The organism is Streptococcus sp. HMSC072D05, from assembly GCF_001815805.1.
GTDB lineage: Bacteria > Bacillota > Bacilli > Lactobacillales > Streptococcaceae > Streptococcus.
The window spans coordinates 136,906-159,581 of the sequence record NZ_KV822018.1; the positions used below are offsets into that span (position 1 = coordinate 136,906).

Genomic DNA, 22,676 nt, shown 5'->3' on the forward strand with positions numbered 1-22,676 from the left:
CCTCTCCCTTCTATTTTATCACAATTCAAAAAAGTCACCTCGGTCTGAGGATGGAAAAAGGCGATTGGACAGAAATCGCTCCTACAAGCTAGGTTCTTTCAGCCCGCTACAGTTGACAAAAGGCTACAAAAAAGGGCGGGATTCTTGTCCCGACCTCTCTACATCTGATCTATTGCTTCTTTTAGTTTACCGTAAAGAATATAATCTAGGTTTTGCAGATCCGCTATGGTGGCACAATTAAGGGCACACATAATCAAACGCAGGTCTTCTTTCCAACTTTGGACAATACCAATCACCTCTTCGACGGAGTAGGTTTCAATCAACTCTAGAACGGTACGTGACAGTCCTACAGCCTTTGCCCCAAAGACCAAACACTTAATCATATCCAGCGGATTTCGAACCCCTCCGCTGACCAAGAGTTCGACCTTGTCTTTCCAGGTTTGGGCATTGAGAAGGGCTTGCATAGTAGACTGCCCCCATTGATTGAGGTAGTCACGCTGACCACTGCGACGGTTTTCGATATAGGCAAAGCTAGTACCACCACGACCCGACAGGTCAACCGTTCGAATACCCAGTTCATAGGCTCTCTCGATGGTCTTGGCATCCATCCCAAAGCCCACTTCCTTGAGAATAATAGGAACAGGGATTTGCTTGCTATAGTCTACCAGATGCGATTGCCAGTTTCGAAACTTTCTTTCTCCCTCGGGCATGAGTAATTCCTGCATGACATTAACATGCACTTGCAAAAGAAGAGGATTCATCGCTTCTACAGTCTGAAGGCCTAACTCAACAGGCTTGTCCAATCCAATATTAGTACCAAGGAGGAGATTTGGATGGCTAGATTTGACAGAAAAAGAGTCATCTGTTGGATCTTTTAGGGCTGCACTATAAGAGCCCGTTACAAACAAAATCCCACAGGCTTCTGCCACCTGAGCCAGTTTTTGATTGATTTCTTTACCTTTTTTGCTCCCACCTGTCATGGCATTGATATAAAAAGGAAAGTCCCACTTTCGACCTGCAAACTCTGTAGACAAATCAATCTCATCTAGGTCATAAAGAGGCAGGGAAGAATGAATCAACTCCACCTCATCAAAGCTATTATAGGAACTTTTCTGCTCAAGGGCATAGCGGATATGCTCGTCCTTACGATTTGTCGTCATGTCCAATCCTTTCTTGGTATAAGAGCTCAATCCCCAGATTGGCCCAACGGTTTTTTAAGGTTTCAGTCGATTGCGCATCAAAACTCAAGGCAATGCCACAGTCACCACCACCAGCTCCACTACTCTTGGCAACAGCCAACAAATCTTGGCTGGCTTGTTTTAGCTGTCTGAGCGAAGGTGTGTAAATATCTGGGCTCAAACCTTCTAAAAGCTGACTGGCTGTTTCCACCTGCTCGATAATTTTTTCTGCATGCCCCTGCTCCAAGGCTTCTACCAAAGTAACCACTGTTGCTTTTGAGGAAGTTAAAAAGTTCTGGTCTATGTTTTGTTTGATTTGCTTGACCATTTGACTCGATACGGCCACTTGCTTGGTCCATCCCACTAGGAAATCACATTCTAGGCCCGGTTGCACTTGTGAGATAGAAAAGCCCCAGTCACGCTCCAAAACCGTCGCCAAGCTTTCTTCTTGCAACCAAGCAGCCACCTTTTTGCGATCAAATGACTGGTAGAGAACCAAATCCTCTGCAACGATACAGGCAAGGTCTCCCATAGAACCATTGTCTCCTCGCTTGAGTAAGACCGCGCTAGCCAGCTTGAACAAGAGTTCCGGATCAACCGTAATATCATATAGAGCCAGCAGGGCCTTGATCACCAAGACAACGACGCTACCACTAGAGCCTAGACCAAACTTTTTGCCTTCCCGTTCCATTTTGCCACGGATTGCCAAGGAAAAAGGTCTCAAGGCTTGCCCACGATAAACGAGGAAATCTTCCACTAGAGCAATCGTTTCTTGAATCAAGCTGTAGGCAGGATTTGGCGTCAAGTCCACTGCATAATCAAACAGATCTGAATAGATACGGTAGCTATCAGAAAAGGCAATCTCTCCCCTCATATAGATAGGTATCGCCTTTATCAAGGCTAACTGTCCTGGCTCTAGAATAGCGTATTCCCCTGCCCAATAGAGTTTTCCACAAGTTTTAACAGCAATCATCTTGGCTCAAATCCTTTGTTTTTGACACAATCAGGCGGTAACGTTGACCGAAGATTTCTGATAAATGCTCCAAGTCTTTCTCCTGACAGAGAACCTTGACATTGGGACCAGCATCCATGGTAAAGTAGCAGGCTTCCCCTTGCTTACGAAGCTGGCGGACAAAGTCCATGGCTTCATAGGAAGCATCCGTTAGATAAGAAAAGGCTGGACTAGCAGTCTTGGTCGTAGCGTGCATGGCTAGGGCATTTTTCTCCGTTAATTCCCCAACCTTAGCAAAATCATTCTCTTTGAGATAAACCAGCATCTCCTGATAATCTTTCTCAGACTGACGCACCCAGTCATCAAAAGTCGTCGAAGTTTCCACACAAAGTTTCATCCCATCACGGCTAGAGATTGGTTTTTTCTTGTCTTCTAGCACCAACATAATCATAGCTAGTTTCAAGTCTGTCTCAACAGGGTAAATCTCCCCACTATCCTTATCCCAGGCACCGAGTGGCCCATAAAAACTACGAGAGGAAGAACCTGAGGCAAACTTAGCTTCCTGCGCCAACTGACTCCGATTCAAACCAAGCTGGAAATAAGCATTGCAAGCCTTGACCAAGGCGGACAAACCGCTGGAACTGGAGGACAAACCCGCTGCCGTTGGCATGTTGTTTTGGGTATCGATACGGACAAATCCCTCACCTGCTGGACGATAGCGGTCGATGATTTTGCTCATCTTGGCATGCTCCGCCTCATTTTGGAGCTGACCATTGATATAAAAGGCATCAGCCTTCGCATGGGCTGGTAGAGGCGACAAGGTTGTCTCTGTATACATATTTTCCAAAGTCAGAGAGATACTGCTAGTAGCGGGAACCATCTCTTTTTCTTTTTTCTTTCCCCAGTATTTGATAATGGCAATATTTGCGTAGGAACGTACTGTTACAGGCTTTCGATCCATGTCTGAACAGCTCCTTTCTCTTCTAATCGTTTTGCTAGTTCTTGTGCTTGATCCAGATTGGCTGCCAAGGCTATGATACAGCCTCCTAGCCCACCACCGCTCATCTTGGCACCCAGAGCTCCGTAGCTCAGAGCCATTTCAACGAGGGAATCTGCCTCAGGGCTACTGACACCAATTTCTTTTAGATGTAAATGTGCCTGACTGAATATTTGTCCCAGTTTTTCAGCATCTTTTTGTCTAATCGCATCTTCTGCTTGCTGGGTCAATACTCCCAAGGCATGCAAAAACGGTAGGGCATCCTTCCCCTTACTTTGAACCACTTGGATGGCTTCACGAGTGTGACCATACACGCCCGTATCCGCAATGACCAAATAAGCAGATAGGTCCATCTTAAGCTCTGTAAAACCAACATTCTTGATAAAGCGAATAGGTTGGTCACTGAGACAAGTCTTGGCATCCAAACCACTCGGATTCATATGGGCAATCATCTCAGCTCGATTGACCAAGATTTCCAATACATGATGAGGCAGGTCGTCTTGATAGTAGTCAAAAACCGCACGAATGGCCGCTATGCTGATAGCCGCAGACGAACCCATCCCTCGTTTTTCAGGAATAGCCGAGTCAATCACACAGCGAATGCAAGCATCCTTGATATTTAGATGCTCAAGCGAGGCATACACCGCCATAGACAAGGTATCCTCCTCATAAAGACGCCATGGACTTTCAGCAGGAACCACCTTACAAGTCACCTCCACCTCCAAAAGAGGCAGGGAAATGGCAGGATAACCGTAAACGACAGCGTGCTCTCCTATTAAAATAATCTTACTATGTGCCTGACCGACACCAACTTTTTTTGTCATGTTTTCCTTTAACCAGACGTAAAGACCGTCTCACTTTTCATACAGTAGTATTTTCTCCTATCTATTTTATTATATTTTCACAAAAAAAGCGATTGTTTCCTTCACAATCGCCTCTTTCATTATTGAACCCATTCGCCATTATAGTTGACCGAATAGCCTTCTACGGTCGTATTCACTGCTAAAGCACCTGAGCTGTATGCGTAGTACCATTTGCCATTGACCTGGAACCAGCCTGTCTTCATATCTCCATTACTTGCATGTAAGTAGTACCAAGTCGAACCTACCTGATACCAGCCAGTCGCCATGGCTCCTGATGAACGGAGATAGTACCACTTGTTCCCAAGGTATTGCCAGCCCGTTTTCATATCACCATTTTCAGCATCTAGATAATACCAAGATGAGTCTACCTGATACCAGCCAGTCGCCATGGCTCCTGATGAACGGAGATAGTACCATTTATTACCAAGATGTTGCCAACCTGTTTGCATGATGCCAGTTGTTGGATCTAAGTAGTACCATGGAGCAGGTTTGCTTCTATCAATGCCAAAAGTAACATGGAAATCTTGAGTCCAACCCTTAGCAACTTCACCAATTGGTAGTGGATTGTAAGAATCATCGCCAGAAATTCCTAGCTTATTTAAATAATACCAATTGCCGTCTTCATAAATCCAACCTGTCTTTACAGCATAATTATTATCAAAATAATAAGTTCTCTTTTCAGGAGATGGAGGATATTGTTCACCATATACTTTTCCTGTATTTTCAGACGTTTTTGCCTCTAGTACTTGTTTATCTGTTTGTTCTAGCAAAGCACCATCTGAGCTAAAATAATACCATTTTTGTTGGAGTCCGATTTCATTAACTGGTTGGTTATCTAATAAATTATCACGATAACCTGTTCCAGGAATTTCTAAGTATTGCCATCCAACTACCATTTCTCCTTTATCACCAAAATAGTAAGTTTTACCGTCTATTTTATGCCAATAGATTGCTTTATGATCATCTTTTACATAATATTTTCTATTATCCTTATCAACAAATTGGCCACCTGTTGTATCCGCAAATACAGTATTAGTAGCTAGCAAACCAAAGAAAAATGTTGCTAGTGCGACTTGCATCATTATTTTAAATTTCTTCATTAGATCTTTCCTCCATAACTGATTGTAGCAAAGACTTTATTGTATGTCAATATATAGAAACTTCTCAAAAAAAGCAGTTACACAACTGCAACTGCTTTTCTATTCTTGCATGGTGTACCCAACACCACGCACGGTTTTAATGTAGCTTTTTTGACCTTTTACATCAAGCTTGCTACGTAGATAACGGATATAAACATCCACGATATTAGTTTCTGTCGCACTTTCGTACTTCCAAACACTTTCCAACAACTGCTCACGAGTCAAGACCTTCTTGCTTCCCATGAGAGTGGCCAAAAGGTCATACTCACGGCGCGTCAGAGCAATCATCTCCTCGCCACGATAAACGGTATGATGTTCTACATCCATACGCAAATTGCGGTAAGATGTTGGGACCTTCATCTGACTACAGTGTTGGTCGATAAAGTCCCGACCTCGGAAAATCGCTGAAATACGAGCCACCAGCTGATCAATAATCACTGGCTTATAGATGTAAGAAACGGCGAAGCGCTGGATTGTCTCAATCTGGTCTTGCAATTCTTCGCGATGGTCCAAGACCATAATCACTGAGGCAGGTTTTGTCCGACTCAGCCTCTCTGCAAAATCCTGGGCCGTCATATTCCCCAGACGAGCATTCAGTAAAATCAAGTCATAATCTGTCTGGAGAGCCATGGAGAGGGCTTTTTGCCCCTCCTCGACCAGATCAACACGGTATTGCTCTTTTTGGAGTTCCAGACTGAGAAAATGAGCGAGATTTCGTTCTTTCTCAAGTAATAAAATCCGTTTCCCCATGGCAGACCTACTTATTTTTCGTCATACCAAGAGTAGTGGAATGTTCCTTCTTTGTCTTTACGTTGGTAAGTGTGGGCACCAAAGTAGTCACGTTGCGCTTGGATCAAGTTAGCTGGAAGGTCTGCTGAACGGTAGCTATCAAAGTAAGTAATAGCTGCTGAGAAAGTTGGCACTGGTACACCAGCTTGAACAGCAAGAGCTACGATATCGCGCACTGCTTGTTGGTACTTGGCAGTAACATCCAAGAAGTACTCATCCAAGAGAAGGTTAGCAAGATCAGCATCGCGGTTGTAGGCATCTGTGATCTTTTGCAAGAAACGAGAACGGATGATACAGCCATCACGCCAGATAGAGGCGATGTCCGCAAATGGCAAGTTCCAGTTGTTTTCTTTAGAAGCTACACGCAATTGAGCAAAACCTTGTGCGTATGAAATGATTTTTGAGAAGTAAAGGGCTTGACGGATCTTTTCGATCAACTCAGCCTTGTCACCTTCAAATTTGAAATCAGCTGGTTTTGGAAGGACCTTGCTAGCATGTACACGCTCTTCTTTGTATGTGGAGATGTAGCGGGCAAATACTGACTCAGTAATCAGTGACAATGGCACACCAAGGTCAAGAGCTGATTGGCTAGTCCATTTACCAGTTCCTTTGTTTCCTGCAGCATCCAGGATGTAGTCTACGATTGGTCCATCTTGACCTTCATCATCTTTACGGCTCAAGATATCAGCTGTGATTTCGATCAAGTAGCTGTCCAACTCTCCCTTGTTCCACTCAGTAAAGATTTCAGCCATGTCTTCTGCAGAAAGGCCAAGCAAGTGTTGCATCAAGTCATAGCTTTCTGCGATCAATTGCATGTCACCATACTCGATACCGTTGTGGACCATTTTTACATAGTGACCAGCTCCATCAGGACCGATGTAAGTCACACATGGTTTGCCATCTTCTGGTGCTTTAGCTGAGATTTCTTCGAGAACATCCGCAACCAATTCGTAGGCTTCTTTTTGTCCACCAGGCATGATAGAAGGCCCTTCAAGGGCACCTTTTTCACCACCAGAAACTCCTGTACCGATAAAGTTGATACCTGAGTTTGCTAGTTCTTCATTACGACGGATAGTATCTTTGTAGAAAGTATTTCCTCCATCGATCAAGATATCACCCTTGTCAAGGTGGGGAAGAAGAGCTTGGATAGTTGCGTCTGTACCAGGTCCAGCTTGAACCATCAGCATGATACGACGAGGTTTTTCGATTGAGTTTACAAAGCTTTCAACGTCATAGCTTGGCACAAAGTTCTTTTCAGGATGGCAAGCAATTACGTCTTCTGTTTTTTCTTTACTACGGTTGTAAATGGCAACTGTATAGCCACGAGATTCGATATTTAGGGCAAGGTTACGACCCATTACGGCCATACCAACGACACCAAAGTTAGCTTTTGTCATGTGACACTCCTCTTGTTTAATATGTTTTATTTTATCATTTTTACCTATGAAAGGAAAGAATTTTGTAACGGAGTCCTAGTAGTCCAAGTCATCTGCATGACCAGAACCATTCCCTACAAAGTAACCTGTCTTACAGTTGAGGGTGAAGAGATAGGTTCCATCTGGTTTATAGAGGTTGTAATAACCATTTCCGTTTACGATATTGACACGTTCTAGGATATATTGATTTCCAGTGATATAGCCACGAGCACGTGATGTTGCTAGAACTTGTTCCAATACACCATCCGCAAAGGTCCAAGCAGAATTGTTGCTATCATCTACAGCTGATTGGTTGTAAGGTACACGACTAGCACTTCTTTGAAGATTAACCCCATCGCCAGACAAACCACCATTTGTGTCTCTAGCTGGTGCCGCGGTGCTTGTTGAAGGTGTCGTACTGCTTGCATTACTTTCTGTAGCTGAACTTGAGCTTGCTTGACTCGTGCTAGAGCTTGAACTTGAGCTGGAAGCACTGGTTTGTTGGCTCTTGCCAAGACTAATGGCCTTATCCAAGAGTTTGTCTAGTTCTGTGTTGCCTGTCTTAATTTCTGTAAATTTAGCGTCTGCTTTGGCTTTCGCATTGGTATCCAAGACACCGTCAGTGATTGCTGGGCTTTCAAAGAGGGCATTAACATCTTGAATGGCCTTGATTTGAGTTGCTAGGCTATCATATCTTGACTTAGCTAGTGTATAATCACGGCTACCTTCTAACTTATCTAGTAAGGTTTTCAGTTGGCTCAATTTATCAAACTGGCTATTTTTCAGAGCTGTCTTATTAGCATCCGTATAGAAAGTATCATAGAGATCATTGAAGTCTTTCAAAGCCGTTTGTGTTCCTTGATCATCCGAAGAAGCTGCTTGAGAAGACTGGATTTCTTGGTTTGAACGAGACACTTGACGGTAGACATAATATGTTCCAGCAAGCACAAGGATTGCAGCTACTACAGAAGCAATGATGATGACACCTTTCTTCTTAGAGCCTGTTTCAGGTTCTGTTTGAGCCGAACGTGATAGAGGTGTATAGGTCTCCTCATCTCGTTCCTCATTTATTTCCTTGGGCTCTGTTTCTGTTAAAACGAGAGGCTCTATTTCAGCACTTTCTTCATCTTGAAGTGGGGGAACAAACTGAGTAGTCTCATCATTTTCTATCTCTTCAATAGATTCCTCAGCAACCAGGTCTGAATCGTCTACCTGATCAGAAGTCTCACTAGATTCTCGCACTTCTTGAATCATATCTTCTAAATTTTGAGTAGAAGCTAGCTCTTCTTTTTTAAACTGACGAGTTTCAAACTTGTCGGCTTCGATTTCTTCACGGTGCTGTTTGATGTATTTGTCTAAGATACTGTCCTCAGGCAATACTCCAGCCTCCACCTCTTCATTCTTACGAATCACTTGACCAACAGTCAAATCTTTTGCTTCATCAAAGTCAAATTTGGGTTCTTGATGTCCTTTTTTATGACGATCACGTCTTTTCTTACTCATGAGTTCACCTTTCTATTTTAACTCCTGACGTTTCACACGCTGACCAAAGTATTGATACAAATCCACTTTTAAGGTCCCGTTATAGAGTTTTCGTTTTTTATCAGCTGAACTTCCGTACTTGCTTTCAAAAGCTTCGTCACTCGTCAGGATAAACTTACTCCACGTTTTCAGTGGTGCAAAGACTTGTCCCATCTCAGCATAGAGTTTGGTAACTCCTGCATCATCAGACAATCGTTCCCCATATGGTGGATTGGAAATGACAACGCCATTAATCTTGTCTGTGCGCAAGTCCTGTACCCGCATTTGCTTAAAGGTGATATCACCTGCGACACCTGCTGCTTGAGCATTTGCCTTGGCAATTTCCACCATGCGAGCATCTATATCACAGCCCATAATATCCAGCTCGAGTTCACGATCAATTTTCTTAGCCGCCTCTGTGCGAACTTCCTGTATTAACCGATCGCTGACCCAGTTCCATTCCTCAAAAGCAAAGGAACGGCGAAGGCCTGGTGCCATTTTTCTGGCAATCATAGCCGCCTCGATACAGAACGTTCCTGAGCCACAGGTCGGATCAATTAAGGGCTTGTCTGGATACCAGTTAGAGAGTTGTAAAATGGCCGCTGCCATATTTTCCTTGATAGGAGCTCCACCCTTTTCCGTACGATAACCACGTTTAAAAAGGCTAGACCCTGTCGTGTCAATCATGACCGTTGCCACATCTTTCAGGATAGATACCTCAATCTTAAACTCGGGACCAGTCTCCATCAAGGGAACTCCTTCTGGACGGGCATAGTGTTTTTGTAATTTCTTCACAACAGCCTTCTTAGAAATAGCCTGAACACTGGGCTCGTTGTGGAGTTTAGACTTAACACATTTTGCCTTTGATATCGGGAAACGTGCTCCTAGCGGGAGATAGTTTTCCCAATCTAGAGCAAAAACACCTTGAAAAAGCTCTTCAAAAGTCTTAGCAGGAAAACTTCCGACTACAATCTTGATGCGATCCGCTGCACGAAGCCAAAGATTGGTCTCGATGATTGCCTTCACATCTCCTTGAAAGCGGACACGCCCATTTTCAACCTGGCAATCATAACCAAGGTCTCGCACCTCACGTCCAACGACAGCCTCGAGACCCGCCGCAGCAGTTGCGATTAAATTAAATTGTTCTTTCATTTCTAGTCTTGCAAGACCTTTCTCTTGTTCACTTTAAAAAATGAGGTTGAGAAAGATTTCTCAGCCCCAACCTATATGCAATTTTCTATAAGCCATGTTTTGTTCCAGAAGTGACTAGGACCACTTCCTTCGATAATCATCTGTCTACCGCTAACAGCATAAATCTGATAGCAGTCAGAGTACTACGTTCGTTTCCGTGCACTCCATGCCCCGACCAAAATTTGGGTTGCTAGCTTGAGGGGTTTACCGCGTTCCACTCTCTCTGTTTCCAGAAAGACTCCGTCACTGTGGCACTTTCAAGCCTATTCTGACCTATCCGAAGACTTAGCCATTTCGACTGCCGTAACGATTTCTCGTCCCTAGGCTTATGGATTCGCCTAGCACAAACACTACAGGCATCACAGCCTGTGCTAGCATGGACTTTCCTCATGAAAAGAGAATCTCTTCACGCGATTATCCAAAAATTGCACTCATTCCTTAGTCAATTATAAATCTTGGTTGTCTAAGATTTGCTTACCAAATACTTCTTTTTCGAGACGATTTAAGCGTTTCAAAATATCAAAGTTTGTCATTGAAGTAGAAGCCGTTACTTCAATAGAGTCTGGTTGAGTTGGAGCTACCTGTGGTTTATGAGATAATTCTTCCTTCAAATCAGCAATCTCTTGACGAAGGGATTTGACCAAAGCTGCGTAGGTTTCATAATCCTTAATCACATCGTCTAGGAATTCATCTACCTCTGCTTTGCTGTATCCACGTACTTCACGTCCAAATTCTTGTTCAAAAATATCTTTCGCTGAAAATATAATACTTGCCATGTCTCTCTCCATTCTGGGTTACTAGTATTATTATATAAAAAAAGACAAGTAAAAATCAAGGTCAAAGGCTTACTTTTCAGAAAAATTTTCTACTATTTCATTCAAGTCCTCAAATGTTAATCTTCTTGTAACATAGTCCGCTTGATTTTTCATCATTTGGTAAAAATATCGTAACTTGGTTTCGTTTTCTTCGTCGTAAAAAAGGTAACAAGTATCTGTATTTTCCAGCAGAAATTTCTGATAATCGCGTAGTTGTCCCTTGTGCTCATATTGTGGATAGGCGTATTTGACAAAATCAACCTGCTTGAACTCACTCAGTTTCGCTTGATTTGCTTCATTCCAATTACTGCCATGGGTTTCAAAATCAAAAATGGTCGCCAGCTGAAATCCATAGTCTGCTTTCATGTCTTTTGCTACCTGAAGCGCCCAGTACTCAAAGCCCAAAGTCCCTGTAAAGACAAGCCAGTTCACCCCATTCTCTGCTAGACGTTCCAGGTCTCTTCGAATGGCTGTTTTGATAATATCAACGCGAATATCCTTGTCATTAAAGAGACCAAGGTCCAAGGCTGAATAGCCTAAAATCAAGGCTGATGTCATTTTTAACCCTTTCTTTGTAAATTTATGATATAATAGAGTGATGTTATTGTACCAATAAGGAGAATTATGGTCAACTATCCACATAAAATTTCATCTCAAAAGAGGCAAGCACCCCTGTCACAAACTAAAAATTTCGCAAATCGGGGAATGTCTTTTGAAAAGATGATCAATGCTACGAATGACTACTATTTGTCGCATGGGTTAGCTGTTATTCACAAGAAACCGACTCCCATCCAAATCGTACGTGTCGACTATCCCCAACGAAGTCGAGCCAAGATCGTTGAAGCCTACTTTAGACAAGCTTCAACTACTGACTATTCAGGGGTTTATGATGGATACTACATCGACTTTGAAGCAAAGGAAACCAGGCAAAAACATGCGATACCGATGAAGAATTTTCATCCCCATCAGATCCAGCATATGGAACAAGTCCTTGCCCAGCAAGGAATCTGCTTTGTACTCCTTCACTTTTCTTCTCAGCAAGAAACCTACTTATTACCGGCTATTGACCTCATCCGTTTCTATCATCAAGATAAGGGACAGAAGTCAATGCCACTTGGATATATTCGAGAAAATGGATATAGGATTGAGCCGGGTGCCTTTCCTCAAATTCCCTACCTCGACATTATCAAAGAACATTTACTAGGTGGTAAAACAAGATGAACAAACAAACTTTTCTGCGAATAGCTAAGTATGTCAGTATCAGTCTCTTAACTGTATTTATCGCAGCTGTAATGCTTGGTGGAGGTCTCTTCCTCTACTATGTTAGCAAGGCTCCAGAACTTTCTGAAAGTAAACTAGTCGCTACAACGTCAAGTAAGATCTATGATAGCAATGACGAGCTTATCGCTGATCTTGGTTCGGAACGTCGGGTCAATGCCCAAGCAAACGAAATACCGACCGATTTGGTCAACGCTATTGTTTCGATTGAGGACCATCGCTTCTTTAATCACCGAGGAATCGACACAATCCGTATCCTAGGTGCTACCCTCCGAAACCTTCGTGGTGGTGGAGGTCTGCAAGGAGCTTCAACCTTGACACAGCAGTTGATCAAGTTAACTTATTTCTCTACGTCAACTTCTGATCAGACTCTTTCTCGTAAGGCCCAGGAAGCTTGGTTAGCCGTTCAGCTAGAACAAAAAGCGACTAAACAAGAGATCTTGACCTACTACATCAACAAGGTTTACATGTCAAACGGTAACTATGGAATGCAGACAGCTGCCCAAAGTTACTATGGCAAGGATCTCAAAGATCTAAGTATTCCTCAATTGGCTCTCCTTGCTGGTATGCCTCAGGCTCCAAACCAGTATGATCCATACTCGCATCCAGAAGCTGCTCAAGAACGTCGTAATCTCGTCCTCTCTGAGATGAAGGGGCAAGGTTACATTTCAGCTGAGCAATATGAAAAAGCGATTAATACTCCGATTACAGATGGACTTCAAAGTCTAAAATCGGCTAATAGTTATCCTCCATACATGGACAACTATCTCAAAGAGGTAATCGATCAAGTCGAACAAGAAACAGGCTACAACCTCTTAACGACTGGTATGGATGTCTACACCAACGTTGATCCTAAAGTTCAACAACATCTCTGGGATATCTACAATACCGACGAGTATGTCAACTATCCTGATGATGAAATGCAAGTAGCTTCAACGATTGTGGATGTGACAAACGGGAAAGTTATTGCTCAGTTAGGTTCTCGTCACCAATCAAGCAATGTTTCCTTCGGAATCAACCAAGCTGTTGAAACCAACCGTGACTGGGGTTCTACCATGAAGCCAATCACAGACTATGCTCCTGCCTTAGAGTATGACATCTACGACTCAACTGCTTCGATTGTACATGATGTTCCTTACAACTATCCTGGAACAGATACTCCTGTTTACAACTGGGATAGAAGTTATTTTGGAAATATTACCATCCAATATGCGCTCCAACAATCACGGAACGTTACAGCCGTAGAAACCTTGAACAAAGTCGGTTTGGATAGAGCCAAGACCTTCCTAAATGGAATCGGTATTGACTATCCAGATATGCACTATGCCAACGCGATTTCAAGTAATACGACTGAGTCAAACAAAAAGTACGGAGCAAGTAGTGAGAAAATGGCTGCTGCTTACGCTGCTTTTGCTAACGGTGGTATCTACCATAAACCAATGTATATCAACAAAATCGTCTTTAGCGATGGTAGCTCAAAAGAATACGCTGATCCTGGTACTCGTGCCATGAAAGAGACGACCGCCTATATGATGACGGAAATGATGAAGACTGTCTTAGCATACGGAACTGGTCGTGGTGCTTATCTCCCTTGGCTACCTCAAGCTGGTAAGACTGGTACATCAAACTATACAGATGATGAAATTGAAAACTACATCAAAAATACTGGTTATGTAGCACCAGATGAAATGTTTGTTGGTTATACTCGCAAATATTCAATGGCTGTATGGACAGGTTACTCAAACCGCCTTACTCCTATCGTTGGCGATGGCTTCTATGTTGCAGCTAAGGTTTACCGTTCAATGATGACTTATCTGTCTGAGGATAACAACCCTGGCGACTGGACTATGCCAGAAGGCCTCTATCGAAGTGGTGAGTTCGTCTTTAAAAACGGTGCTCGTTCTGCATGGACTGCTCCTGCTCCGCAACAAACCCCAACACCTGAAAGTTCGAGCTCGACATCAGAAAGTTCAACTGCACAGTCAAGCTCAACTACTCCAAGCACGAATAATAGTGCAAACAATAATACCAATAACCAGCAACCAAATACAACGCCTGGTCAACAAAACCAGAACCAAAATCAGAATCCTCAACCAGCACAACCATAACATTTATCACCCAGATTTTTCTGGGTGATTTTTTCATAGCACTATTGCATTTATGTGCTTAACAAAAGCCTGAGAAGACATCTTCTCAGGCTTTTTCTGTACTATAAACCTCATTGGGAAAGATAGGAAACGGATTTCGTAATCTTGTTAAGAGGTTTTACTAAATACTAGTCTTTCTTTGTTTTTGCTACAAAGAGAGCAGATAGGGCTAGGCTAACACCTGCTAGGAAGAGGGCTGTGTCAGATTGACTCTCACCTGTTGCTGGCAAGCTCTGTTTTGCTGTTTCTTGTCTAGCAATTTCTTGTTTATGATCTGGAGTCTTACCTTGATCAGAAACTAGAGTGCTAAGTTTAAACTCAGGTTTTTCTACTGTTGGAGCTGCTTGGTCGCCTACTGTCGATAATGGACCTGTGTATTCTGGAAGCTCATGTACCAGTGCCATAACAGCATTGACACCGCCATTGAACTCAGGTTTCTCTACTGTTGGAGCTGCTTGGTCACCTACTGTTGCTACTGGGCCTGTGTACTCTGGCAATTCATGCACTAGAGCCATCACTGCATTGACGCCACCCTTGAACTCAGGTTTCTCTACTGTTGGAGCAGCTTGATCACCTACTGTCGCTACTGGGCCTGTGTACTCTGGAAGTTCATGTACTAGGGCTTCAACTGCATTGACACCACCTGTGAATTCAGGAACCTCAAGAACGGGTGCTGACTCTTCGCCCTTGCTTGACTGAACAGGTTCTTCTGTTAATTCTTGATGGAAGCTTGCCAATTCATAAAACTCAGCCTTGCCACCTTCCCAGACTAATTTGACGTCTAGAAGAGAGCCACCATTTCGGATAGCGAAGGTTTGGAGACTAGATGTAATGGCACCGAGGTCTGTCCAACTGTCTTGACCATCCTTGAGTGTTCTAGCAAGAACACGTGCCTTAGCTCCTTCAGGAAGACTGGAAACGAGACGAAGGTGGTTAGCTTTAGTTGGTTCAGACAAGTGATACACCAATTCGCCCTTGTCTTTTTCAGACTTGTAGCTGGTCAAGACTTTGCCGTCTACAAGATTATTATAAAGGTTGCCTTGGCTTTCTCCACTACTTCCTTCTACTGTTGGATCATTGATTGGTTTGACAAATTCACCATCGTTGATGACCAATTCTGTAAAGCCTACAAAACGGGCATCATAGTCTGCTGTATAGAGGACACGGAGATAATTAGCTTTAACTGGTGTCGTCAATTCACCCTCGATATAGCGATTTCCTGGCATCTTAGAATCGTGTGTCCAACCATCTGTCAATGAATCATCGTGTGTGCTATTGGCCACACCATCTCCTACTGTCACGACATCTGTCCAAGTTTTACCGTCTTGGCTGACTTGGATCTTACCATCACGAAGGTAGTTTTGAGTTCCGTCTTGGATGTAGGCTCTGATCTTCTTGATGGTACGTTCGCTACCAAGTTTCAAGGTTACGTGGCCGTCTTTATGGGCATAGTCTGAAAATTCAACGAAGTTGTTGTAAACACCGTCAAACAGTTGATCTAGATTGTTCAGTTTACGAACATCATTGCTTCCGTATGTTGGATGAATGCCCATAGTTGTAGATTCTAGTTTGGTTGGTTGTACTTCTTTGGTTGTCACAAGGAGAGAAGTGGCTGTCACAGCTTGTTCCTGATCTGTTTTATTGACCAAACGAACATAACGTACCAAGTGGCTCACTACAGATCTGTCAGTCAACTGGCTAGCCGGCGTCCATTCTTGCGCATTTGCAGAGTACTCTAGAGTAAGAGCAGGGTTAGCCTGACCTTGGAGCTGGATGCTCTTGATTTGATGGATACGGTCAAGCTTCATACCTAGATAGCTATGAGCAGGGAGTTTGGTTCCAGCTGGAATTTGAAGCTCGTAACTGCCCAAGCTATCCACTACTGGTGTTTCCTTCAAGGCGTCGACGTTGGTGTCTGTTAACTCGCTGTTTCCAGAGCGTGTCTCAACAGAGAAGTCCTGGATACGCCACCAGAGGTCGAGTGCCTTGGTATTGCGGACTCGGATGTAACGAGCATTGATCGCTCTGGTCACTTCCTTGGTTTGCTCACCTGACAAGCGATCGAGTTCCTGCCAAGTAGTACCGTCTGTAGAATACTCAAGCACACCTGCTGCAAGTTTATCACCTGTTCCTTGGCGAAGTCGTACTTTAGTGACTGACTTGACTTCACCGAGGTCAAGTTGTGCCCAAGCATCTACTGGAGTGGTATTGCTACCGTCAGCGTTTGCCATCATGGCTTCTGTATTGTCCTTGCCATCAGTGATTTGACGAGCTGAGGTATTTAGTTTGTAAACTAAGTTTGAGCTTAGACTAACTGTCGTTGCTTGTTGGCTACGAGCTTTTTCAACTGGACGGTTGACTGCAATTTCCTGAACTGCAAACCAAGTATTCTCGCGGTCTGCTGTCGCAATCATGCGAACTGCCTTGGCCTTGATGTTGAGATTCTCAAACTTAAGCAGGGATTCATTTCCGACATAGCTTGGCTCTTTCAAGGTTACCCAGTTATCGTTTTCATCTTGATACTGCACTTCTGCCTTACTAAAGGTATCACGTGGATTTGCCTGCGTTCCCATAGCAAAGGTCAATGTTTGAATCGCTATCGGTTTGTTGAACTTCATACCAATATAATCACCTGTCTTGATGCTATTTGGTGATTTAATAATCGCATGAGTTGCCAAATCGCCATCCGTTACTTCTGCCAAACCACCCTCTACACCTGTTCGATTGGTAATAAAGGTACTGATGATTTGGTCTGGGTGCAAGACTTTTTGAACTTCAGACGCTAGAACTTCTTTCAGGGATAGGATAAATGGACGAATATGTTGAACACCCAATTCAGCTTTTTCCATATGGTCTACATAATGGAAGGTGTGAGTTTGAGACTGTTCGTACAATTTCAAACCTTTATAGTAGCTATCCCAAAGTTTGGCTGCATCGTTTGTAGCCATGGCTTCAGTTCCTGTAAGGAAGGCATCGAGAGCATTCATTTGATCGATTGCATTATCCAACCAATAGTGGATTTGGGCAACCATTTTTTTATCGCCTGATGCTTTATAGAGTTCGGCTGCTTCTTTAATCTTGGCAAATTCTGCACGCAAGGCTGCACGTTCTGTAGTCACATCCTGACCTGCTTTAAGCTTGGTCATGAAGTCTGTTAATTTTGGAGCCAAGTCTACAGATTCTTCTAGTTTGACGACACGATTATCCATGTTTTGGTTGATCATGTGCTTACCAAGTTCGCGGAAGGCTGCTGATACCTTGCTATCTTCAAAATGACCATTTTCTACAAAGTTGAAGGCAATGTCATTGATTTTCTTAGCTTCTTCTTCTGATTTCCACTGTTTCCATGAGTATTGAGCTCCTGCAAAGAGGGCAATCTTAGATGGCTCAGACTGTTGCATTGGGTTCAACATGATACCAGATAGCAAGCTTGGATCCACATTTGGATGAAGGAATTTCTCACCACCACCTAGAATCAAGTGTTGTTTAGAGTTATCTGTTACAGGCCAGTTAATCCAAAGTGAAACTGGGCGATAGGTCTTGCCACCTGCGGATAGATTGTTCTTGAGAGTTGAAAGGAAGCTTTCAGAGACTTCACCCCAAATCTTACCACCCGTCAAGGTCATGGATGTTGAACTTGGGAGATTTTCATTGAGGGATTTCAACTCATCCTCACGTCCATTACCCCAATACTGTCCAGGAACAAAGATCATTTCTTTACGAAGACCGCTATAAGTTCCCTGCATTTCAGTCAACCACTTGGTCATATCTTGCATCAAGCGGTTGTAGCTATTGTAGCCTCCGACTGGACTTGGAGCATCATCTGCTAGGATACCAAATTCGCGGACACCCACTTTCATCAACTGGGTAAATTTGGCCTTGATGGTTGCCAAATCTTCTTGGTAATGCGCTTCATTGCCAAAGCGGATGCGGTTGTTCATGAATGGATGGATGGTCCAGACATAGCGTGTTTTACTTTGATTTCCGACACGAGCAAGTTCACGGATTTCAGCTAGTTTTTCTTCCGGATAGAGTTCACGCCATTTCTTGTTGTGGTATGGATCATCTTTTGGTGCAAAGAAGTATTGGTTCAATTTCAAATCGCCACCAAAACGCATGAGTTCTGCACGATCTGCATTCGACCATGGGTTTCCATAGTAACCTTCGATGAAACCACGGTTCTTGAGCTCTGCGTAATCTTCTACTGTCACATTGCGAAGGACTGGTACTTGGCTTTCCTTGAGCATGTGTTTCAAGGTTGTTAAACCATAGAAGACCGCATCTGTGTCTTTTCCGACGATGGAAATCGAGTTATCCTTGATGCTCAAGACATAGGCGTCAATCTTGTCAAAGAGACCTGCTGAAACATTGGACAAGTTTTGCTCTGCTTGTGAACCTTGTCCATGCACTCCAAGATAGATATTGGTTGCGCCAGCAACTGCGGATTTACCAGTTGTGTAAGATACTTGATTGTCCTGCAAGACACTCTTCAAGCGATTACGAGTATAGATATCGAGTTGATCGCCCATAACCAGATTGACTTGCTTACGAAGGGCTGTAACACCTTCGCCATAGGTCACTTTTTGTGGCGTTGGGAAGACCTTGTACTCTTTCTTAAGATAGTCATTGCTCTTGCTAGCAGCTGCAATGCTGTCTTCACTAGCTGGTTTGCTTGCAGTGAATTGATCTGCCAATTCAACTGTTCCATCACCTGTTTGCTCTACTTTTGGTTTTTCTGGTGTAGTTGGTTTTTCTGGTTGACTTGGTGCAGGCGTTTCTTGCTCTTCTTTCACAGGTTTTAATAGATGAACTTCAGCTGCACTTGCAAAACCACCAACGCCTTCCAATACTTTCAACTCAATCTTGTTGGTATGCACCGCCGCAAAGTTGACTGTTTTTTCTTGGGCGTTGTTGTCCCAGCTTCCTTCTGAAACCTTGACCATTTGGCCATCTTTTTGTGCGTAGATTTCATAGCGCGTCACGACACCATTTCCACCACCTGGACGTGGGAGATACATCAAGCCATTGATTTTTTCTGCTTCTTTCAAGGTCATAGTAAGGGTGTATGGCGCAGTGTCACCAGTCCACTTAGTATGCCAGAAGGTATTTGGATCATTGTCAAAGGCCTTTTCAACAGCGCCTTCAGTCACGTTTCCTGGAAGTTGCTGACTGCTTGCGGTTGCTGTAATCTTATCATTTGAAATCAAACGAGGATTTACAAATGGTTTGTCTGACAACTCTGCACTATGCAGAATTCCTTTGAAGCCACCGATGCTTTCAAGTGGTAGAACCAAGCTATTGTGGGTAAAGCGAGGGTATTCTGGATTTGCGATACGCTCAATCTTTTCACCATCCACATAGACTTCAGTTGACTGTGGTTTGGTTACGATGGAGATTTGATAACGTTTGTTCTTTTCAAGTTTTTTATTGAATTGGATATGGAACTGTTCAAATTGATAAGCAAGATAGCCATCTTTATCAGCTAGATAGATACGGTTGTCCCCACTTGTTGAGAAGGTTTGTTCCCCGTCTCCAGTGACAGTCACATCAAACTTCAAGACGTGACTTGGACCAACATCACCTGCTAAGCCTTCGATGCTGCTATCTTTCTCAAAAGCCAATCCCTGCTCGCTTGTCTTCACCTTCTTGCTTGCATAGTTCTTGACGGTTTCAGAATTGATGGTAAACAAATCACTTTGATCAATCGCTCTATCAGGATTTGACTGTGGCGCATAAGGACTCGTTGGTAGGGTGCGTTCTGCAAAGGTCGCAGCTGCACGGTCAGATCCCCAAGTGCGCTCCGCAGTGGTTTGCATGCTCTTGAAGAAGCGTTTAAAGATATCATAAGAGGTCAAGCCTGTCTCATGAAGATCGATATTGTCATTCCAAACTGCGTGACCACCACCAAGGATACTTGGATGAGAAGCTGGTAGAAGTGGACCTCCACCTGTTCTAAAATCATTCGGTGTCCAGCTATTGTACTGACGTTCGTAGTTAGCATAGTCCCCGTAGGCTGCTTGACTATTGCTTCCACTTGGCACACTATAGGTCGGTACATCTGTGATGTTGATAATCTTAGCTCCCTGAGCAATGGCTTCATTTGGTCGTTGCCATCCGATACTCCAGATATCAACCTCTACTCCGTTCCAGTCAACAGGAGTGTTTCCACGTTTTGCACTGAGTGAGCCCCAGATACGAGGGGTGTAACCTTTAGACTTGATATATTGGGTCAAATCATTGACATAGCGACGGTAACTTTCTCTGCTGCCATAGTATTCATCCGTTCCAATATGAACAGTGGATACCCCATGAAGTGGTGCATCTGGACCATCGAGAAGTTTGTCATAAACTGATTTGACAAATTTAAGAGTTTCTTCGTACTTGTTATCCAAGTCTAGCATGGCTACGCGCTCAACATTGTGCTTGCCTGCATAATCGCTCAAACTACCTTGATACATGAGGTCTGGACGGACTTTGACAAATGATAGAGCGTGACCTGGTGTGTCAATTTCTGGCACTAGATTGATATGCAAAGCCTTGGCAAGTTTAATCAGATTTTGCATTTCTTCCTTGGTATAGTGCTCATCTGATGTCAATTTTTGACCATTCGTACCGACAATATCGGTCTCCAAACGGAAACCAGTCTTGGCATGTTCAAGTACATACTTGAGTTGTTCTTCTGGACTTAAATTCTTACCTGCCAAGTGTTCCTTAAGGAAGATATAGTTATCATTAAGGTGCAACTGCAAGTCGTTCATCTTGTAGTAGGCCATGTTGAGCATGATGTCTACAAGGGTGTCATAAGGGATAAATTTACGACCTGTATCTAGCATAAAGCCACGGTGGCTGAAACTTGGGAAATCGCGAATTTCGCCATTTTGGAGGTTACTTTCTCCCATTTGAAGAAGAGTCCGAGTGGCGTAGAAGGCTCCTGTGTTTGTGGCAGCTTCGATGGTAATCACATCATTTTGGATAGTGATACCATACCCTTCTTTACCATAACCCTTGTTTTCAACTTTTTTAAATTCGATTCGTTTTTGAGCCTGCTTGTCACCTGTTGCTAGTTCCAATCCACGACTGGCAAGGTCTGACTGATAGAAGGTTGCAGCCTGATCAAAGCCAGAATCTCCTGTCGCAAGAACTGTATCTGAAGTGATAGAAGATTGGCCTTCTTTCCCATACCATTGTTGAACAGCTGGTGCTACTTTTGGTTTAACACCCACACCTTCGTCCTGATGTAAGCCCTTGATGACTACTTCAAACTCTTTGGTAAAGGTATGACTGTCTCTGATTTGTTGGACCATGACCTTGACACGTTGGTCTGTCAAAGGCTTATAGATGTGATTTTGAAGGTCAATTACACCTTGTTTATTGCTTCCAATGAGACTGACTTTTCCTGGTAGAGTTGGTAAGACAAGAGACTGTCCATCTTCTGCTACTGTTAGTTCGGTTACTTGGCGGATATCCGTTACCCTACTATGGTCCGGAACGTTTGAATAAGCTCGAATTTCTTGGATTCCAACGTTTCTCCAGCCCATTGTGCCCGCTTGATAGTCGTTAATTTCTAACTTAAGATATTTAGCTTTGATACTTTCAGCTAGATCTACTTTCTCATCTAAAACAGGATCTCCAGTTTTGGTATGAGCGAGTTTCCATTGTTTTTCTCCATTAGCGCCCACGTCTTCTTGACCTGCGTAGTAGAGACTCCAAGATTTGATATTGGGGTCATTTTGCCCATTACGAAGACGACGATCCCAGTCTATTTCTACATGCTTGATGAGGGTAGTTTTTGGAAGAGTTAATTCAAAAGTTGGTTTTACTGCATCTCTATCTGTAGCCCAACGGGTATTGTCATCTCCATCGATAGCCTTATCTGCAGTAAAGTTGGTCCCAGTCTCATGGTTGCTTGCCTGAGCAGTAGCACCTTCGAGATGGTTGACATCTTCTCTATCTTCGATTGTCTTTTCAGCTGGTTTTACTGCTGGTGTAGTGGTTTCCGCAGGTTGTTTGTCTGCCTTTGGTGTTTCAACCGGTTTCGGCGTTTCTGCTGGCTTGGGACTTGCAGGGCTTGCCTCTGGTTTTGCCTCTTCACTTGCTGCAGGATTGGTTCCCTCATCAGTCGCTGGAGTTTCTTCATGACTTGCTTCTGTTGCAGCTTCTGCATCTGCTTTTTCAAGCGCAGCGGCTAAATCATCTGGTAACTTATCCAAGGCTTGAACATGAGTGATACTTCCCTCTGTCTCTGAAGGTGTTGCTGTTTCTGCCGCCTGAACCATATTGGCGCCAAAGATACTAGCACCAATCATAACGGAGGCTGCACCGATTGCAAATTTTCTTATACTATAGTGACAGCGTTTCTCAAAAAAATGTCTATCCATCTTTCTCCTATTC

General features: G+C 43.5%; 14 protein-coding genes and 1 other RNA gene. 2 read left to right on the forward strand and 13 right to left on the reverse strand.

Annotated features, from left to right (window positions below; translation table 11 throughout):
* Positions 1–158: 158 nt before the first annotated feature.
* From fni to HMPREF3057_RS04885, 12 genes are all read right to left on the reverse strand, one after another.
* The gene (gene fni, locus HMPREF3057_RS04830; protein ID WP_042902853.1) at positions 159–1,160 is read right to left on the reverse strand and encodes a type 2 isopentenyl-diphosphate Delta-isomerase; all 1,002 of its coding nucleotides are present in this window, start codon (positions 1,158–1,160) and stop codon (positions 159–161) included.
* On the reverse strand, positions 1,144–2,151 hold the full coding sequence (locus HMPREF3057_RS04835; RefSeq protein ID WP_070696648.1) for a phosphomevalonate kinase: 1,008 nt from the start codon (positions 2,149–2,151) through the stop codon (positions 1,144–1,146). Before HMPREF3057_RS04835 ends, fni begins: the two co-directional genes overlap by 17 nt.
* The gene (gene mvaD, locus HMPREF3057_RS04840) at positions 2,138–3,091 is read right to left on the reverse strand and encodes a diphosphomevalonate decarboxylase (protein WP_070696650.1); all 954 of its coding nucleotides are present in this window, start codon (positions 3,089–3,091) and stop codon (positions 2,138–2,140) included. The genes HMPREF3057_RS04835 and mvaD overlap by 14 nt, the downstream gene beginning before the upstream one ends.
* Positions 3,073–3,951, reverse strand: a complete 879-nt coding sequence (gene mvk, locus HMPREF3057_RS04845) for a mevalonate kinase (protein ID WP_070696653.1) — start codon at positions 3,949–3,951, stop codon at positions 3,073–3,075. The genes mvaD and mvk overlap by 19 nt, the downstream gene beginning before the upstream one ends.
* Before the next feature lie 119 nt (positions 3,952–4,070).
* The gene (cbpC, locus tag HMPREF3057_RS04850; protein ID WP_070696656.1) at positions 4,071–5,090 is read right to left on the reverse strand and encodes a choline-binding protein CbpC; all 1,020 of its coding nucleotides are present in this window, start codon (positions 5,088–5,090) and stop codon (positions 4,071–4,073) included.
* Positions 5,091–5,189: 99 nt separating this feature from the next.
* Positions 5,190–5,879, reverse strand: coding sequence for a response regulator transcription factor (locus HMPREF3057_RS04855; protein WP_061426759.1), 690 nt, complete (start codon positions 5,877–5,879; stop codon positions 5,190–5,192).
* Between the two features lie 11 nt (positions 5,880–5,890).
* Positions 5,891–7,315, reverse strand: coding sequence for an NADP-dependent phosphogluconate dehydrogenase (gene gndA / locus HMPREF3057_RS04860; protein WP_061426757.1), 1,425 nt, complete (start codon positions 7,313–7,315; stop codon positions 5,891–5,893).
* 75 nt (positions 7,316–7,390) lie between these two features.
* Complete coding sequence (locus HMPREF3057_RS04865) at positions 7,391–8,836, reverse strand: cell division site-positioning protein MapZ (RefSeq protein ID WP_070696659.1); 1,446 nt, start codon at positions 8,834–8,836, stop codon at positions 7,391–7,393.
* A gap of 12 nt (positions 8,837–8,848) precedes the next feature.
* Positions 8,849–10,006 (reverse strand): THUMP domain-containing class I SAM-dependent RNA methyltransferase, encoded by a 1,158-nt coding sequence (locus HMPREF3057_RS04870; protein ID WP_070696668.1) that lies wholly within the window; start codon positions 10,004–10,006, stop codon positions 8,849–8,851.
* A gap of 83 nt (positions 10,007–10,089) precedes the next feature.
* An RNA gene (rnpB, locus tag HMPREF3057_RS04875) (RNase P RNA component class B) lies at positions 10,090–10,471 on the reverse strand.
* 20 nt (positions 10,472–10,491) lie between these two features.
* A complete protein-coding gene (gpsB, locus tag HMPREF3057_RS04880; protein WP_000146523.1) occupies positions 10,492–10,821 on the reverse strand; it encodes a cell division regulator GpsB in 330 nt (109 codons plus the stop codon).
* Between the two features lie 69 nt (positions 10,822–10,890).
* The gene (locus HMPREF3057_RS04885) at positions 10,891–11,418 is read right to left on the reverse strand and encodes an SLOG family protein (protein ID WP_070696671.1); all 528 of its coding nucleotides are present in this window, start codon (positions 11,416–11,418) and stop codon (positions 10,891–10,893) included.
* 66 nt (positions 11,419–11,484) lie between these two features.
* On the opposite strand from HMPREF3057_RS04885, the gene recU reads away from it, so the two are divergent.
* Together recU and pbp1a are read left to right on the forward strand one after the other, a co-directional pair.
* Positions 11,485–12,081 carry a Holliday junction resolvase RecU gene (gene recU / locus HMPREF3057_RS04890; RefSeq protein WP_000248759.1) on the forward strand — a complete coding sequence of 199 codons (597 nt, stop codon included), beginning with the start codon at positions 11,485–11,487 and terminating at the stop codon, positions 12,079–12,081.
* Complete coding sequence (gene pbp1a / locus HMPREF3057_RS04895) at positions 12,078–14,246, forward strand: penicillin-binding protein PBP1A (protein WP_070696674.1); 2,169 nt, start codon at positions 12,078–12,080, stop codon at positions 14,244–14,246. Before recU ends, pbp1a begins: the two co-directional genes overlap by 4 nt.
* A 167-nt stretch (positions 14,247–14,413) precedes the next feature.
* On the opposite strand, the gene HMPREF3057_RS04900 is transcribed toward pbp1a, so the two are convergent.
* Positions 14,414–22,663, reverse strand: a complete 8,250-nt coding sequence (locus HMPREF3057_RS04900; RefSeq protein WP_070696676.1) for an SIALI-17 repeat-containing surface protein — start codon at positions 22,661–22,663, stop codon at positions 14,414–14,416.
* Between the last annotated feature and the right edge of the window lie 13 nt (positions 22,664–22,676).

Bases quoted from the DNA above. Each gene is read 5' to 3' on its own strand.
- fni (WP_042902853.1), bottom strand. From the start codon at position 1,160: ATGACGACAAATCGTAAGGACGAGCATATCCGCTATGCCCTTGAGCAG.
- HMPREF3057_RS04835 (WP_070696648.1), bottom strand. From the start codon at position 2,151: ATGATTGCTGTTAAAACTTGTGGAAAACTCTATTGGGCAGGGGAATAC.
- mvaD (WP_070696650.1), bottom strand. From the start codon at position 3,091: ATGGATCGAAAGCCTGTAACAGTACGTTCCTACGCAAATATTGCCATT.
- mvk (WP_070696653.1), bottom strand. From the start codon at position 3,951: ATGACAAAAAAAGTTGGTGTCGGTCAGGCACATAGTAAGATTATTTTA.
- cbpC (WP_070696656.1), bottom strand. From the start codon at position 5,090: ATGAAGAAATTTAAAATAATGATGCAAGTCGCACTAGCAACATTTTTC.
- HMPREF3057_RS04855 (WP_061426759.1), bottom strand. From the start codon at position 5,879: ATGGGGAAACGGATTTTATTACTTGAGAAAGAACGAAATCTCGCTCAT.
- gndA (WP_061426757.1), bottom strand. From the start codon at position 7,315: ATGACAAAAGCTAACTTTGGTGTCGTTGGTATGGCCGTAATGGGTCGT.
- HMPREF3057_RS04865 (WP_070696659.1), bottom strand. From the start codon at position 8,836: ATGAGTAAGAAAAGACGTGATCGTCATAAAAAAGGACATCAAGAACCC.
- HMPREF3057_RS04870 (WP_070696668.1), bottom strand. From the start codon at position 10,006: ATGAAAGAACAATTTAATTTAATCGCAACTGCTGCGGCGGGTCTCGAG.
- gpsB (WP_000146523.1), bottom strand. From the start codon at position 10,821: ATGGCAAGTATTATATTTTCAGCGAAAGATATTTTTGAACAAGAATTT.
- HMPREF3057_RS04885 (WP_070696671.1), bottom strand. From the start codon at position 11,418: ATGACATCAGCCTTGATTTTAGGCTATTCAGCCTTGGACCTTGGTCTC.
- recU (WP_000248759.1), top strand. From the start codon at position 11,485: ATGGTCAACTATCCACATAAAATTTCATCTCAAAAGAGGCAAGCACCC.
- pbp1a (WP_070696674.1), top strand. From the start codon at position 12,078: ATGAACAAACAAACTTTTCTGCGAATAGCTAAGTATGTCAGTATCAGT.
- HMPREF3057_RS04900 (WP_070696676.1), bottom strand. From the start codon at position 22,663: ATGGATAGACATTTTTTTGAGAAACGCTGTCACTATAGTATAAGAAAA.